General features: G+C 67.7%; 9 protein-coding genes and 1 pseudogene. All 10 read right to left on the bottom strand.

Going from position 1 to position 13,805, the window contains the following annotated elements; translation table 11 throughout:
- Window positions 1-17: 17 nt before the first annotated feature.
- On the bottom strand, window positions 18-3,593 hold the full coding sequence (dnaE, locus tag ACIPRS_RS03370) for a DNA polymerase III subunit alpha (RefSeq protein ID WP_446537501.1): 3,576 nt from the start codon (window positions 3,591-3,593) through the stop codon (window positions 18-20).
- Window positions 3,594-3,777: 184 nt separating this feature from the next.
- Complete coding sequence (locus tag ACIPRS_RS03365; RefSeq protein WP_446537500.1) at window positions 3,778-4,194, bottom strand: hypothetical protein; 417 nt, start codon at window positions 4,192-4,194, stop codon at window positions 3,778-3,780.
- 143 nt (window positions 4,195-4,337) lie between these two features.
- Window positions 4,338-4,943 carry a ribonuclease HII gene (gene rnhB, locus ACIPRS_RS03360; protein WP_446537499.1) on the bottom strand — a complete coding sequence of 202 codons (606 nt, stop codon included), beginning with the start codon at window positions 4,941-4,943 and terminating at the stop codon, window positions 4,338-4,340.
- A 135-nt stretch (window positions 4,944-5,078) separates the two neighbouring features.
- Window positions 5,079-6,242 (bottom strand): annotated as a pseudogene (lpxB, locus tag ACIPRS_RS03355) (lipid-A-disaccharide synthase); the annotation flags it as partial.
- A 17-nt stretch (window positions 6,243-6,259) separates the two neighbouring features.
- The gene (gene lpxA, locus ACIPRS_RS03350; protein ID WP_446537498.1) at window positions 6,260-7,048 is read right to left on the bottom strand and encodes an acyl-ACP--UDP-N-acetylglucosamine O-acyltransferase; all 789 of its coding nucleotides are present in this window, start codon (window positions 7,046-7,048) and stop codon (window positions 6,260-6,262) included.
- A gap of 1 nt (window position 7,049) precedes the next feature.
- Window positions 7,050-7,505, bottom strand: a complete 456-nt coding sequence (gene fabZ / locus ACIPRS_RS03345) for a 3-hydroxyacyl-ACP dehydratase FabZ (RefSeq protein ID WP_446537497.1) — start codon at window positions 7,503-7,505, stop codon at window positions 7,050-7,052.
- Window positions 7,505-8,524, bottom strand: a complete 1,020-nt coding sequence (gene lpxD / locus ACIPRS_RS03340; RefSeq protein ID WP_446537496.1) for a UDP-3-O-(3-hydroxymyristoyl)glucosamine N-acyltransferase — start codon at window positions 8,522-8,524, stop codon at window positions 7,505-7,507. Before lpxD ends, fabZ begins: the two co-directional genes overlap by 1 nt.
- A gap of 112 nt (window positions 8,525-8,636) precedes the next feature.
- On the bottom strand, window positions 8,637-11,117 hold the full coding sequence (gene bamA, locus ACIPRS_RS03335; RefSeq protein ID WP_337730289.1) for an outer membrane protein assembly factor BamA: 2,481 nt from the start codon (window positions 11,115-11,117) through the stop codon (window positions 8,637-8,639).
- A 122-nt stretch (window positions 11,118-11,239) separates the two neighbouring features.
- Complete coding sequence (gene rseP, locus ACIPRS_RS03330) at window positions 11,240-12,604, bottom strand: RIP metalloprotease RseP (RefSeq protein ID WP_446537495.1); 1,365 nt, start codon at window positions 12,602-12,604, stop codon at window positions 11,240-11,242.
- A 13-nt stretch (window positions 12,605-12,617) separates the two neighbouring features.
- Entirely contained in the window at window positions 12,618-13,805 is a 1,188-nt protein-coding gene (locus ACIPRS_RS03325; RefSeq protein ID WP_446537494.1) for a 1-deoxy-D-xylulose-5-phosphate reductoisomerase, read from the bottom strand.

Genomic DNA, 13,805 nt, shown 5'->3' with positions numbered 1-13,805 from the left:
GCGGTGCACGCGCTGTGTCAGTGCGTCCAGGGCCGATGGAACGCGGGCTTGGCCGTGCGTACGCCGGGCAGGGCGCGCAACGCATCCAGCAGCTCCGTGTCCACGCGCACGGCCTTCTGCCCATTGAGGTCCAGCATGCCGGCGATGGCGGACGTTCCCGCCGCCATCAACAGGTCGAGCCGCAACGGCGTACCGCCGGGCCGGTGCCGCGAAAGGAGGGCATCGACGCGCTGCCACAGACCGGGCACGCGCAGGTCCAGGCGAAGCTGCAGGCGTTGCGCGTGCTGCTGGCAGAGCTGGGTGTAGTCCCATACCTGGCGGATGCGCAGGCTGTAGCCACCGCTGAACTCGTCCTCGCGCAGGCCGCCCTTGATGACCAGCACGCGATCGCGCGTCAGCAGGGGACCGAACTCGGCCAGGGCGTCGGAGAACGCGCTGCATTCGATGCGACCGCACCCGTCCTCCAGCTGCACGAAGACCTGGCTGTCCCCCTTGCGTCGCACACCGACCACTTGGCCCGCGATCACGCAGGACACTTCGGGGCGCCAGCCTTTTTTCTCGCCGGGCGACTGGTTGGCCCAGATCGCGTCCAGATTACCCAGGTCGTTGCCGACCAGCGAGCGCAGGTCCTCGCGGTAAGGATCCATCGGGTGGCCGCTGAGATAGTGTCCCAGCGTCTCGCGCTCACCGTGCAGCAGCTGGGTCAGCGGCCATTCGTCGGTTTCGGGCAGATCGACGTGGATGTCGTCGCCGCCACTGCTGGAGCCGAACATGTCGACGATCCCGGCACTGCGGTTCTTGCTGATCTGGTCGATGGCCTTCAGGACTTCCGGCAACTGCAGCGCCAGCGACGCCCGGTTGCGGCCCAGCGCGTCCAGCGCGCCGGCATTGATCAGCGCTTCCAGAGCGCGCTTGTTCAACTTGGACGAATCGACGCGCTTGCAGAAATCGAGCAGGTCGGCGAACGGACCCTGCCTGGAGCTGGTCCCGTCGCCGCGGCGCGCTTCCACGATGCTCTCGCACACGCCCTGGCCGACGCCCTTCACCGCGCCCAGGCCGTAGCGGACCGTGCGGGCATCGGTGGCGACGAACATGAAATCGGAATGGTTGACGTCCGGCGGCAGCATGGTCAGGCCGAGTCCGCGCGCCTCGTCGAGGAAGCCGACCACCTTGTCGGTCTTGTCCATGTCGGACGACAGCGTGGCCGCCATGAATTCGGCGGGATAGTGCTTCTTGAGCCATGCCGTCTGGTAGGCGACCAGCGAGTATGCGGCGGCGTGCGACTTGTTGAAGCCGTAGCCGGCGAACTTCTCCATCAGGTCGAAGATTTCGTCGGCCTTGCGTTCGTCCACGCCGCCCTTCGCGGCACCCTCGCGGAAGATCTCGCGGTGCTTGGCCATTTCGGCCGGCACCTTCTTGCCCATCGCACGGCGCAGCAGGTCGGCGCCGCCCAGCGAGTAGCCGCCGACGATCTGCGCCATCTGCATGACCTGCTCCTGGTAGACCATGATGCCGTAGGTCTCTTCCAGCATGGTCCGGGTGCGCGGATCGGGATATTCGAACTCCTCGCGCCCATGCTTGCGCTCGACGAACGACGGGATCATGTCCATCGGGCCGGGGCGGTACAGCGCATTCAGCGCGATCAGGTCTTCGAAGCGGTCGGGCTTGGCTTCCTTCAGCGCGCGCCGCATGCCTGAGGATTCGAACTGGAACACCGAGCCGGTGTTGCCATTGGCGAACACATCGCGATACACGCTGGCATCGTCCAGCGGGATGGTGGTGATGTCCACCGGCGGCAGGCCCGCGCGCGCGTGGCGCTGGTTGATCGCCTTCACCGCCCAGTCGATGATCGTCAGCGTGCGCAGGCCCAGGAAGTCGAACTTCACCAGGCCGACCGCTTCCACGTCGTCCTTGTCGAACTGGGTGACCGGATTCTTGCCGCGTCCGTCTTCGTCGTGTTCGGCGAACAGCGGGCAGAAGTCCGACAGCGGCGATGGGGCGATCACCACGCCACCGGCGTGCTTGCCGGCGTTGCGGGTAAGGTCTTCCAGCTGGCGCGCCAGATCGATCAGATCGCGGACGTCGTCTTCGTCGCGGTAGCGGTCGATCAGCTCCTGCGAGGCGGCCTCGCTGCTGCCTTCGCCCATCGCATCCTTCAGCGACACGCCCAGGATATTGGGGATCAGCTTGGCCACGCCGTCGACCAGGCCGTACGGAAAGCCGAGTACGCGGCCGGCATCGCGCACCACGGCCTTGGCCGCCATCGTGCCGTAGGTGATGATCTGGCTGACGCGGTCGCGGCCGTACTTGCGCGCGACGTAGTCGATCACCTCGTCGCGCCGGTCCATGCAGAAGTCGATGTCGAAGTCGGGCATCGACACGCGTTCCGGGTTGAGGAAGCGTTCGAACAGCAGGCCGTAAGGCAACGGGTCAAGATCGGTGATCTGCAGTGCCCACGCCACCAGCGAACCGGCGCCGGAGCCGCGGCCCGGGCCGATCGGGATGCCGTTGTTCTTTCCCCACTGGATGAAGTCGGCCACGATCAGGAAGTAACCGGGGAACCCCATCTTGCAGATGGTGTCGAGCTCGAAATCCAGCCGCTTCTCGTAGTCCTCGCGCGTGTGGCCGGGCGCCAGCGGACTCTTTTCCAGGCGTGCCTTCAGTCCGGCGTGCGACTGGCTGCGGATCCAGCTGTCCAGCGTCTCGTCGTCGGGCACCGGATAGGCCGGGAGGAAGTAGGCTCCCAGGCGCATCTCGATGTTGCAGCGCTGCGCCAGCGCCAGCGTGTTGTCGATGGCGTCCGGCACGTCGGCGAACAGCGCGGCCATCTGCTCGCCCGACTTCATGTACTGCTCGGCGCTGTAGTCGCGCGGGCGCTTGGGGTCGTCCAGCACGCGACCGGAGGAAATGCATACGCGCGCCTCGTGCGCCTCGAACCCGTCCGGCGACAGGAAGCGCACATCATTGCTCGCGACCACCGGCAGGCCGCGTGCACCGGCGGCATGCAGGGCGAACGCATTGAAGGCTTCTTCGCCGTCGCGCTGCGTGCGGGTCAGTTCCAGGTGCAGGTCGTCGCCGAAGCTGCGTTGCCAGTCGGCCAGGTGCTGTTCGGCCAGATCATGGCGCCCTCCTTGGGCCAGGCGCCCCGCCATGCTCTGCCGGCCCATGATGGCGAACAGGCCGTCATGGTCGGCGCGCAGCCAATCCGGATGGATGGCGACGCCGTCGGTGCGGTGGCCTTCCATCCATGCCCGCGACAACAGGCGCGACAACGAGAGATAGCCGTCGCGGTCGCGGCACAGCAGCGTCACCGGCCACGGCGCATCGCTGCCATCGGCCACCATCACGTCGGCGCCCGCGATGGGCTTGATGCCGACGCCTTCGGCGGCCTTGTAGAACTTGACCAGTGCGAACAGGTTGTTGCGGTCGGTGACCGCCAGCGCGGGCATGCCCAGCTCGACCGCGCGGCTCAGCAGGTTGGGCTGCTTGGCTTTCTTCGGATCGGCGTGGTCCGGTTTCTCGGGCACGCGGATGATCGAATCCGCGAGCGAAAACTCGGTGTGCAGGTGCAGGTGGACGAAACGGGAAGACATGCCGGCTCGGAAGGCTGTCGGGGCAGCGTACCGGCGGCGGTGGGGAGGGGCAAGGCTTGACTTTCCCGGGTCGACGGAAAGCCCACGCCAAGGCAAAAAAGAAGCCGTCCACGGGGACGGCTCAGGGGAAAACCCGGGGATCGGGGTGCGGCGGCCCGCGTGCGGAGGCGCGGGCGAAGAGAGATCAGTGGATGCGGAACAGCGGTACCGGTTCGGGCGCATAGCTGCTGTCGCGCACGTGGCGCAGCTGGTGCTCCAGGGCGGCTTCGGCCACGCGCAGGACTTCCCAGTCGGCGCGGGTGAAATGCAGGGCATCCCGTGGGCAGCCGCGCAGCTGGGCCTCGAGATTGCGCAGCCGGCGGAAATCAAGGTAACCCGCGGTCTCGTCGGCGATCAGGGTCCAGGTGGCCTCATCCATCGTGATCGCGGTGGGTGAGCTCAGCGTGGCCATGGCCTGCTGCAGGCGGGTGCGCAGGCCGGGGTCATGCGTCCAGTCGCGGTCGGCCAGCATGCAGCGCAGCAGCTGCAGGCGTTCGTCGTCGATGTCGCGCGCAGTGGAAGGCGGGGAGGAAAGGGGGAGGGAGGTGGTGGACAGGGTCATGACAAGCCTCGTGGGGCCGGTCCCGGCAGGGGGCGGGACCGCGTGACCATGCTGCCTGCCCGCAGCTGTGCGCGCGTCTGCAGGAAGCCATCGTGACCATGGACAGGGTGCCGTCGGTCATGCGCCGCCGGGCGCACCCACGACTACCGTGGCGCGAGAACGGCCCGCACCGGAGCGAAGCTGTGCCGGTGGTGGGGACACGGCCCGTGTTCCGCCAGCGCGCGCAGGTGCGCGGGCGTCGGATAACCCTTGTGCACGGCGAAGCCGTACTGCGGGAAGTCCGCGTGCAACCGCACCATCAGGCGATCACGCGACACCTTCGCCAGGATGGACGCCGCCATGATGGCGGGTTCGCTCGCGTCGCCGCCGACCAGCGTCTCGGCCATGCAGTCGAGGCCTTTCGGAGCGAGGTTGCCGTCGATGCGGACCAGTTCCGGCAGTGGCCGGAGCGCGGCGATGGCACGGCGCATGCCTTCCAGGGTGGCCTGCAGGATATTGAGACGATCGATCTCGGCGGGCTCGACGAAGGTCACGTGCCACGCCAGCGCGCGCTCCTGGATCAGGGGGAACAGCGCCTCGCGTTTCGCTTCACTGAGTTGCTTGGAATCGTTCAGTCCGGCGATGGGGCGCGACGCATCCAGAATCACCGCCGCGACGGCGACCGGGCCCGCAAGCGGTCCGCGACCGGCTTCATCGACGCCGGCGACCAGGCGGACGTCGGGCATCGGGAACAGCGAGGCTGCGGTCATCGCGCGATGCCCCCTGTAGGAGCGACGTGAGTCGCGACCGCAGAAAGGATGCGCACGCGCCGCTCAGCTCCGAGGTGGATGCAAACTTCCGGAGCAGGCGAGGAAGAAGCGAAATTCATGGCGTGCGGTCGCGACTTACGTCGCTCCTACAGGAGTGGGGACCAGCTCTGCCACTGCATCGGCAGCGCGCGCCGACGCATCCTGGCGCAACTGCTCGTGCAGTCGCAGATAGGTTGGCTGCAGCGAAGCGATGGCCTCCGGTTCGCGGAACCAGTTCAGCACGGCATTGGACAATTGCTCGGGTGTGCAATCGTCCTGCATCAGTTCCGGCGCGATGTCTTCCCCCGCCAGCACGTTGGGCAGCGCATACCGCTCCACCTTCAGCATTCCGAGGCCCTTGACGATGCGGTAGGTCAACGGCGCGATGCGGTAGCCCACCACCATCGGTCGCTTGCACAGCATGGCCTCCAGGGTCGCCGTGCCGGAGGCGAGCAGGACGACATCGCTGGCGATCATCGCCTCGCGCGCGCGGCCGTCGAGCAGGCGCCAGGCGGCATCTGCGCCGTGCGCGGCGAACTGTGCTTCCAGCGCCAGGCGGCAGGCCGCATTGGCCGCAGGCACGACGATCTGCAGACCGCGGATCTGCGCGGCCACCCGGCGTGCCGCCTCGAAGAACGCCGGCGCAAGCCGTCCGATCTCGCCCAGGCGGCTGCCGGGCAGTACGGCCAGCACCGGTGCTTCGGTTGCCAGTCCCAATGCAGTGCGTGCAGCCGCGCGATCAGGCAGCAGTGCGATCTCGTCCGCCATCGGATGGCCGACGAAACGCGCGTCCACGCCATGGCGCGCATAGATCGGTGGTTCCATCGGGAACAGGCACAGCACGCGGTCCGCGCTGTGGCCGATCTTCTCGGCCCGCTTCTCGCGCCATGCCCATACCGACGGGCTCACGTAGTGCACGGTGCGCACGCCATGCGCCTTGAGCCAACGCTCGACACCGAGGTTGAAGTCGGGTGCGTCGATGCCGACGAACACATCGGGTGTCCAGTCGAGCACGCGCTGGCGGAACGCCTTGCGCAGGCGCAACAGCCGCGGCAGGTGGCGCAGCACCTCGGCCAGCCCCATGACCGCCAGCTCGTTCGCATCGAACCAGGTGTCGCATCCTGCGGCACGCATCGCATCGCCGCCGATGCCCGCGAATTCGGCATGCGGGAAGCGCTGCTTCAGCGCTTCGACGAGCCCCGCCCCCAGGCCATCGCCGGATGCCTCGCCCGCACACAGCGCGATGCGCAGCGGCCGCGCTGCGGGTGTCGCCTGCATCACCGCTGCAACGGCCGTTCGCCGCTGTCGATGAAATGCAGCAGCGCCTTCACGTCATCGCTCGTCTGCGCCTGCTCGGCCAGTTGCTGCCTGGCGTCTGCCAGCGGCAGGCCGGCTACGTACAGCGTGCGGTACGCGCGCTTGATGGCGGCGATGCGCTCAGCGTCGAAACCGCGCCGCTTCAGGCCTTCGCTGTTGATGCCGCGCGGCCGGCCGGATGCTTCGCCCGCCACCATGGTGAACGGTGGCACGTCGCCGCTCAGCAGCACGCCCATGCCGATGAAGGCGTGGGCACCGATCCGGCAGAACTGGTGTACGCCCGCGAACCCGCTGAGGATGACCCAGTCTTCCACGGTCACGTGCCCGGCCAGCGTGGCGTTGTTGGAGAACACGCAGTGGTTGCCCACGATGCAGTCGTGCGCGACGTGCGTGTAGGCCAGCAGCATGTTGTCGCTGCCGATGCGGGTGATGCCGGTACCGGTGACGGTGCCGCGGTTGAGCGTGACGAACTCGCGCACCTGGTTGCGGTCGCCAATGACAAGCTCGACGCGCTCGCCCTTGAATTTCTTGTCCTGCGGATCACCGCCGATGGCGGCATGCCCGGCGAAGTGGTTGTCGCGGCCGATGCGCGTGGGGCCGGTGACCGTGCAGTGGGGGCCGATCACCGTGCCAGCGCCGATCTCCACTTCCGGGCCGATGTGGGCGAACGGGCCGACGCGCACGCCTTCGCCCAGCTGCGCGCCGGGATCGACGACCGCGCTGGGATGGATGGCGGTGGGGGCGCTCATCTCAGCGGGTGTCCTCGGCGCACAGCACGTCGGCGCAGGCGACCTGTTCGCCGTTCACCGACGCCACGCCGGTGTAGAAGGCCATGTTGCGGATCAGCCGCTTCAGGGTGACGTCCAGGTCCAGGCGGTCGCCCGGCACCACCATGCGGGTGAAGCGCGCGTTCTCCACTTTCACCATGTAGAACATCCGCCCGGCGGTATCGCCCTGGTGCGAGAGCTGGGTCAGCAGGCCGCCGGCCTGCGCCAGCGCCTCGATGATCAGCACGCCCGGCATGATCGGCCGCTCGGGGAAGTGGCCGGTGAAGAACGGTTCGTTCTGGGTGATGTTCTTGTAGGCCAGCACGCGCTTGTCCGGCTCCAGCTCCACCACGCGGTCCACCAGCAGGAACGGGTAACGGTGCGGCAGCAGCTTGCGGATGGTGGCGGCGTCGACGGGCAGTTGCAGGTCCAGGGTCATCAGGTTTCCTTGTCGGCCGCCAGCACGCGTCGTGCCAAGGCGTCCAGTTGCTTGAAGCGGGCGGCGTTCTTGCGCCAGGTACGGTTGTCGGTGAGCGGCGTGCCGCTGGAGTACTCGCCGGGCTCGGTGATGGAACTGGTCACCAGCGACATCGCGGTGACGACCACGCGGTCGCAGATCTCCAGGTGGCCCAGCACGCCGGCGGCTCCGCCGATCAGGCAGTAGCGGCCGATGCGCGCACTGCCGGCGGCGGCACTGCAACCGGCCATCGCGGTATGCGCGCCGATGCGGACGTTGTGGCCGATCTGGATCTGGTTGTCGAGGCGGACGTCTTCTTCCAGCACCGTGTCGTCGAGCGCGCCGCGATCGATGGTGGTGTTGGCGCCGATCTCGCAGTCGTCGCCGATCACCACGCCGCCCAGCTGCGGCACCTTGATCCAGTGGCCGCTGTCCATCGCCAGGCCGAAACCATCGGCGCCGATCACGGCGCCGGGATGGATCAGCACGCGCTGGCCCAGGCGCACGCGCGTGACCAGGGTGACGCGGGCGATCAGCTCGCAGCCGTCGCCCACGAGGCAGTCATCGCCGATCACGCAGCCTGGGCCGATCACGGCGCCCTCGCCGATGACGCTGCGTGCGCCCACCGTGACGAACGGACCCACATGGGCGCCCGGTGCGATGCGTGCGGTCGGATCGATCACGGCGCTGGTGTGCACCCCCAGTGCACGGTCCGGCTTGCTCTCGAACAGCGCGGCCATCCGGGCGAAGGCGGCGTAGGGGTCCCTGGCGATCAGGACGGCGCCGGTTGCGGCATCGGCATCGTCCGCCCGCAGGACGACCAGGCTGGCCCGGCTGTCCGCCAGCTGGGCGCGATAGCGGGTATTGGCGAGGAAGGCGAGCTGTCCGGCGTCGGCCCGCGCCAGCGTGGCGACGCCGTGGATGCGGAGGTCCGTATCGCCGCGCAGTTCGAGCCCGAAGCGCTCGGCCAGCTCGCCAGCGGTAAAGGATGGGGAGGTCATAGGGCGCGTAGTTTAGCCCCTGCGGCCCGCGAACCGCTTTCACGGTGGCGTATGGTGGACAGCAGACGGGGGGCTTGCGCCCCCCGTCGAATCGCCCGCATGGACGCTGGGATCAGAACGCGCCGCCGAAGGTGAACTGCAGGCGTTCCAGCTCGTCGCCGTCTTCCTTCTTGATCGGGAAGGCATAGCTGATCGAGATCGGGCCGACCGGCGCACGCCACAGCAGCGAGATACCGGTGGATGCGCGCAGCTCGCCGGCATCGAAGTTGTCCACGCCGTCGAACACGTTGCCGAAGTCGAAGAACGCCGCAACGCGCGCGGCGTTGGAGTCGAACAGCTTCGGGAAGATCAGTTCGACCGAGCCGGTGGTCTTCAGCGAACCACCCAGCGGCTGGCCGCGGTAGCCGGAAATGACCTCCGAGCGCGGGCCCAGCGTGTTGTCGCGGAAGCCACGCACGGACCGCGTGCCACCCGCGTAGAAGTTCTCGAAGAACGGCAGGCCGGTCGCGACCAGTGTCCGGTCCAGCGTGCCGCCGTCGGCGCACGTGCCATCCGCCGCCGGCGGGGTGGTGGTCCCCTGGCCCGGGATCTGCGGGTCGGAGCCGTTGGCGCGGCAGATGTAGCGGTAGATGTCCGAGCCGTAACTGTCGCCGTAGCCGATCTCGGCGCGGGTGTTCAGCACGAAAGCGGGGCTGAGCGACCAGTACTTCGAGAACTCGTAGTTGAGCTTGTAGTACTCGACGGTGGAGCCCGGGAGCGCGACTTCGGCCGAAATGCGCTGGTAGGTACCGCCCGTGGGCATGAAGTAGTCGTTGCGCGTATCGCGCGCCCAGCCGAGCTCGGCACGCCAGGCGTGGAAGGTGCGCTGGCCGACGGCATCGATGTAGTCGATGATCGCCTGCGGCGTGGAGCCGCCGAAGGTCAGGATCTCGTTGCTGTCGACGCCGAACAGCAGCGAGACAGTGTCGTTCTCGGAGATCGGCAGGCCCAGGACGCCTTGCGCGGCAGCGCTGGTGGTGGAGTACTGGGCGGTGTTGAAGTCCGAGTAATCGAACTCGCGCCACCACAGGTTGTAGCCCAGCGACATGCCTTCGTCGGTGAAGAACGGGTTGGTGTAGGAGAACGAATAGCGCTGCAGGTAGTCGCTGCGCTGCGCTTCCACCGACACGCGGTTGCCGCCGCCGAGGAAGTTGTTCTGCGACAACTGGATCGACGTGGTCAGGCCGGACAGCTGCGAATAGCCCAAGCCGAACACGAAGCTGCCCGAGGTGGTTTCCTTCACGTTGAACACCACGTCGACCTGGTCGGTCGTGCCCGGCACGGGCGTGGTTTCCGCGTCCACCGTCTCGAAGTAGCCCAGACGGCGCAGGCGCACGCGCGAGCGGTCCACGGCGACCTGGGAGAACCAGCTGCCTTCGAACTGGCGCATCTCGCGACGCAGCACTTCATCGGCCGTGCGCGTGTTGCCCTTGAAGGTGATGCGGCGCACGTTGACGCGCGGGCCGGGCACCACCTGCAGGTTGATCGCGACGGTACGGTTCTCGCGATCGATGGTGGGGATCGGATTCACCTGCGCGAACGCATACCCGATGTTGCCCAGTGTCGAGGTGATGGTGTCGGACGTCATCTCGAGCAGGATGCGCGAGAAGGTCTGCTCCGGCTTCACGATCACGAGCTTCTCGATTTCCTCCTTCGGCAGCACCGTGTCGCCGGTGACCTTCACGTCGGAAATCTTGTACTGCTCGCCTTCGGTGATGCCGGCGGAGATGAACATGTCGCGCTTGTCGGGGCTGATCGACACCTGGGTGGAGTCGATGCTGAAGTCCACGTAGCCGCGGTCCAGGTACCAGGAGTTCAGGCGTTCCATGTCGCCCGACAGCTTCTCCTTCGAGTACTGGTCGTCGCGGCGGTACCAGGACAACCAGGTGCTTTCCTTGGACTCCCAGTTCTCCAGCAGGTCCTCGGTGGGGAACTTCTCGGCGCCGATCACGTTGACGTGCTTGATCTTGGCCGCCTTGCCTTCCTTGACGGCAATGGTCACGTCCACGCGGTTGCGGTCGAGCGGGCTGACCGTGGGGGTGATCTCGACGTTGTACTTGCCGCGGTTGTTGTACTGGCGCACCAGTTCCTGGGTGACGCGGTCCAGGCTCAGGCGGTCGAAGGTCTCGCCCTCGGCAAGCCCGATGTCCTTCAGGCCCGTCAGCAGGTCTTCGGTCTTGATGTCCTTGTTGCCGGTGAGGGTCAACTTGTTGATCGCCGGGCGCTCGGTGACGGTCACCACCAGGATGTCGCCCTGGCGGTCGAGCTTCACGTCCTCGAAGAAGCCGGTCTTGTACAGCGCGCGGATCGACTCGGACACGCCGGCCGAGGTGACCTGGTCGCCCCGTTCGATCGGCAGGTAGGTGAGGACGGTACCGGTGGAGATGCGCTGCAGGCCATCGATGCGGATGTCCGTGGCGGTGAACGACGCGCTGCCCAGCGGCTCGGCCATTGCGGGTGCGGCGGCGGGTTCCGTCGTCTGGGCCAGTGCCGGCATGGCGATGGCCGAAGCCAGGGCGAGGGCAATCAGGCGGCGGGAAGGCAGTCGCGTCATCATTACATCCGGTTGGGGTGGTTCCTGCAGAGCAGGGGTGGATCGCAGGGCCGCGGTCCGGGGTGTCGCCAGGAAGGGACAGGCCGACTTGGAGCGGGCCTGCCCGGGAAAGTTCAGGGGCATCAGGTCACCAGACGCAGGATGTCGTTGTAGAACGCCAATCCCATCAGGCCCGCCAGTGCGGCCAGGCCCATATATTGTCCGGCCACCATGTGGCGCTCGCTCAAGGGGCTGCCCTTGACCAATTCAATAAGGTAATACAGCAGGTGGCCGCCGTCCAAGACGGGGATCGGCAGCAGGTTGATGATGGCCAGGCTCAGCGACATGGCCGCCAGGAACCAGAGGAACCAATCCGGCCCGCGTTTGGCGGAGACATTGGCGACCTGGGCAATGGTGATGGGGCCCGAAACGTTCTTCAGCGAGGCGTCCCCGGTGAGCATCCGGCGGATCATGCCCAGCGAGTCCGAGGTCAGCTTTCCGGTTTCGCGCAGGGCGGCCGGGATGGCGGCGACCGGGCCGTAGTGGAGCGTGGCGTCGTAGCCGGGCATCTGCACCTTCGCGGGAGGCGCCAGGCCCAGGGCCCAGTAGTCGCCCTGGCCTGCGTCGGGATGCCGGGTCCGGCGTGGCGCCAGTTCGAAGGCCAGGCGCTCGCCGGCACGGTCGACTTCGATCATGGCCGCGCCTCCGCGCTTGCCCAGTGCATCGACCTCGGTGGCGATGTCGTTGAAGCCGTGTACCGGCTGGCCATCCACGGCCGTCACCACGTCGCCCACGTGCAGCACGCCATCGGCGGCCGAGCCCGGGGTGACCTTGCCGATGACCGCCGGCGTCATCCAGTGCCGCCAGACCAGCCCGCTCAGGCCGATGGCGTTCTCCTGGTCGAACCCGACCGGCAGGCGGGACAGCGGCAGCGTGCGGGTCAGCTGGCTGCCGGAGGCGGTTTCCACCTCGACCGGAACGTCATCACCATCGATGGCGGCCTTGGTGAGCACGATGGAGGCGTCTGTCCAGGTATCGATCCCGCGGTCGCCGATCCGGACGATCCTGTCGCCGCGCATGAAGCCCGCATCGGCGGCAATGCCACTGACGCTGCCCAGCGTGGCGGAGTAGTCCTGCTTGCCCAGCACGAACATGGCCCACAGCAGGACGACGCAGAGCAGGACGTTCGCCAGCGGGCCAGCGGCGACCACGGCGATGCGCTGCCAGACCGACTTGCGGTTGAACGCCTGGTCCTGTTGCGCGGCGGGGACGTCGCCCTCGGCCTCGTCCAGCATCTTGACGTAGCCGCCCAGCGGGATGGCCGCGATGGCGAACTCGGTGCCGTGGCGGTCGCGGCGCGACCACAGCGGCTTGCCGAAGCCCACCGAGAAACGCAGCACCTTCACGCCGCAGCGGCGCGCCACCCAGTAGTGGCCGAATTCGTGGAACGTGACCAGCACGCCCAGGGCCACGATCATCCACCAGATTGAGCCCAGCACGTCACTCATCGGATGTCGGCGCTCATGGGAAGAGATGGCCTGCGAGGTTGCGTTCGGTAAGTCGGCGTGCCTGCGCATCCGCTTCCAGCAGCGCATCCAGCGAATCGGCCGGCGTTGCGGGCAACGCGGCGAGGGCATCCTCGACCAGCGCAGGAATGGATAGGAAACCGATCCGGCCCTGAAGAAAGGCTGAAACTGCGACTTCGTTCGCAGCGTTCAGGACCGCTGGCGCCGTGCCGCCGGCCGTCATTGCGTGCCAGGCCAGCCGCAGGCAGGGAAAGGCATCCAGGTCGGGCGCCTCGAAGTCCAACCGGGGATGCCGCAACAGGTCCAGGCCCGGCACACCCGATGCGATCCTGTCCGGCCAGCCCAGTCCCACGGCCAGCGACGTACGCATGTCGGGCAGCCCCAACTGCGCCAGCGTGGAACCATCGACGAATTCCACGAGGGAGTGCACCAGGCTCTGCGGATGCACCAGCACGTCCAGCCGTTCGCGCTCCACGCCGAACAGGTGATGGGCCTCGATCAGTTCCAGCCCCTTGTTCATCAGGGTCGCCGAGTCGACCGAAATCTTCGGGCCCATCGACCATTTGGGATGGGCGACGGCCTGTTCGCGCGTGACCTCGGCGAGCGCCGCGCGGCTCCAGCCGCGGAACGGGCCACCCGACGCGGTCAGCACGATGCGGCTGACCTCGCCCTGAGCCTGTCGTGAACGCAGACACTGGAAGATCGCGTTGTGCTCGCTGTCTATCGGGATGATCTCGGCACCCGCGGCATCCGCGGCGGCGGTCATCAGCTCACCGGCGAGGACGAGCGACTCCTTGTTGGCCAGCAGCAGGCGCTTCCCGGCGCGGGCCGCCGCCAGCGTCGACGACAGGCCGGCGGCACCCACGATGGCGGCGACGACGATGTCGCAGCCCGGGTCGGACACCAGCGCGTCCAGTGCGGCGGCCCCGGCATGTGCACGAGTCGCCAGCCCGGCGTCGGACAGGCCGTCACGCAGGCGTGCGAACTGGCTTTCGTCGGCGACGACGGCATGGTCCGGGCGGTGCAGGACGCACAGCGCAAGCAACGCATCCACACTGCTGCCGGCGGCAAGCACGCTGGCGCGATAACGCTCGGGGTGGCGCGCGACGACATCCAGCGTCGATGCTCCGATGGAGCCGGTCGCGCCGAGAACCGCCACGTTGCGTTGTGCGTGCGCGGCCAT

It is taken from the genome of Pseudoxanthomonas sp. LARHCG66, from assembly GCF_052871755.1.
The sequence above is the reverse complement of the archived record's forward strand: the minus strand, read 5'-3'. Positions and strand labels throughout refer to the sequence as shown.

Coding starts and splice junctions, on each gene's coding strand:
- dnaE (WP_446537501.1), bottom strand. CDS start 3,593: ATGTCTTCCCGTTTCGTCCACCTGCACCTGCACACCGAGTTTTCGCTC.
- ACIPRS_RS03365 (WP_446537500.1), bottom strand. CDS start 4,194: ATGACCCTGTCCACCACCTCCCTCCCCCTTTCCTCCCCGCCTTCCACT.
- rnhB (WP_446537499.1), bottom strand. CDS start 4,943: ATGACCGCAGCCTCGCTGTTCCCGATGCCCGACGTCCGCCTGGTCGCC.
- lpxA (WP_446537498.1), bottom strand. CDS start 7,048: ATGAGCGCCCCCACCGCCATCCATCCCAGCGCGGTCGTCGATCCCGGC.
- fabZ (WP_446537497.1), bottom strand. CDS start 7,505: ATGACCCTGGACCTGCAACTGCCCGTCGACGCCGCCACCATCCGCAAG.
- lpxD (WP_446537496.1), bottom strand. CDS start 8,524: ATGACCTCCCCATCCTTTACCGCTGGCGAGCTGGCCGAGCGCTTCGGG.
- bamA (WP_337730289.1), bottom strand. CDS start 11,117: ATGACGCGACTGCCTTCCCGCCGCCTGATTGCCCTCGCCCTGGCTTCG.
- rseP (WP_446537495.1), bottom strand. CDS start 12,604: ATGAGTGACGTGCTGGGCTCAATCTGGTGGATGATCGTGGCCCTGGGC.
- ACIPRS_RS03325 (WP_446537494.1), bottom strand. CDS start 13,805: ATGGCCGCGCACGCACAACGCAACGTGGCGGTTCTCGGCGCGACCGGC.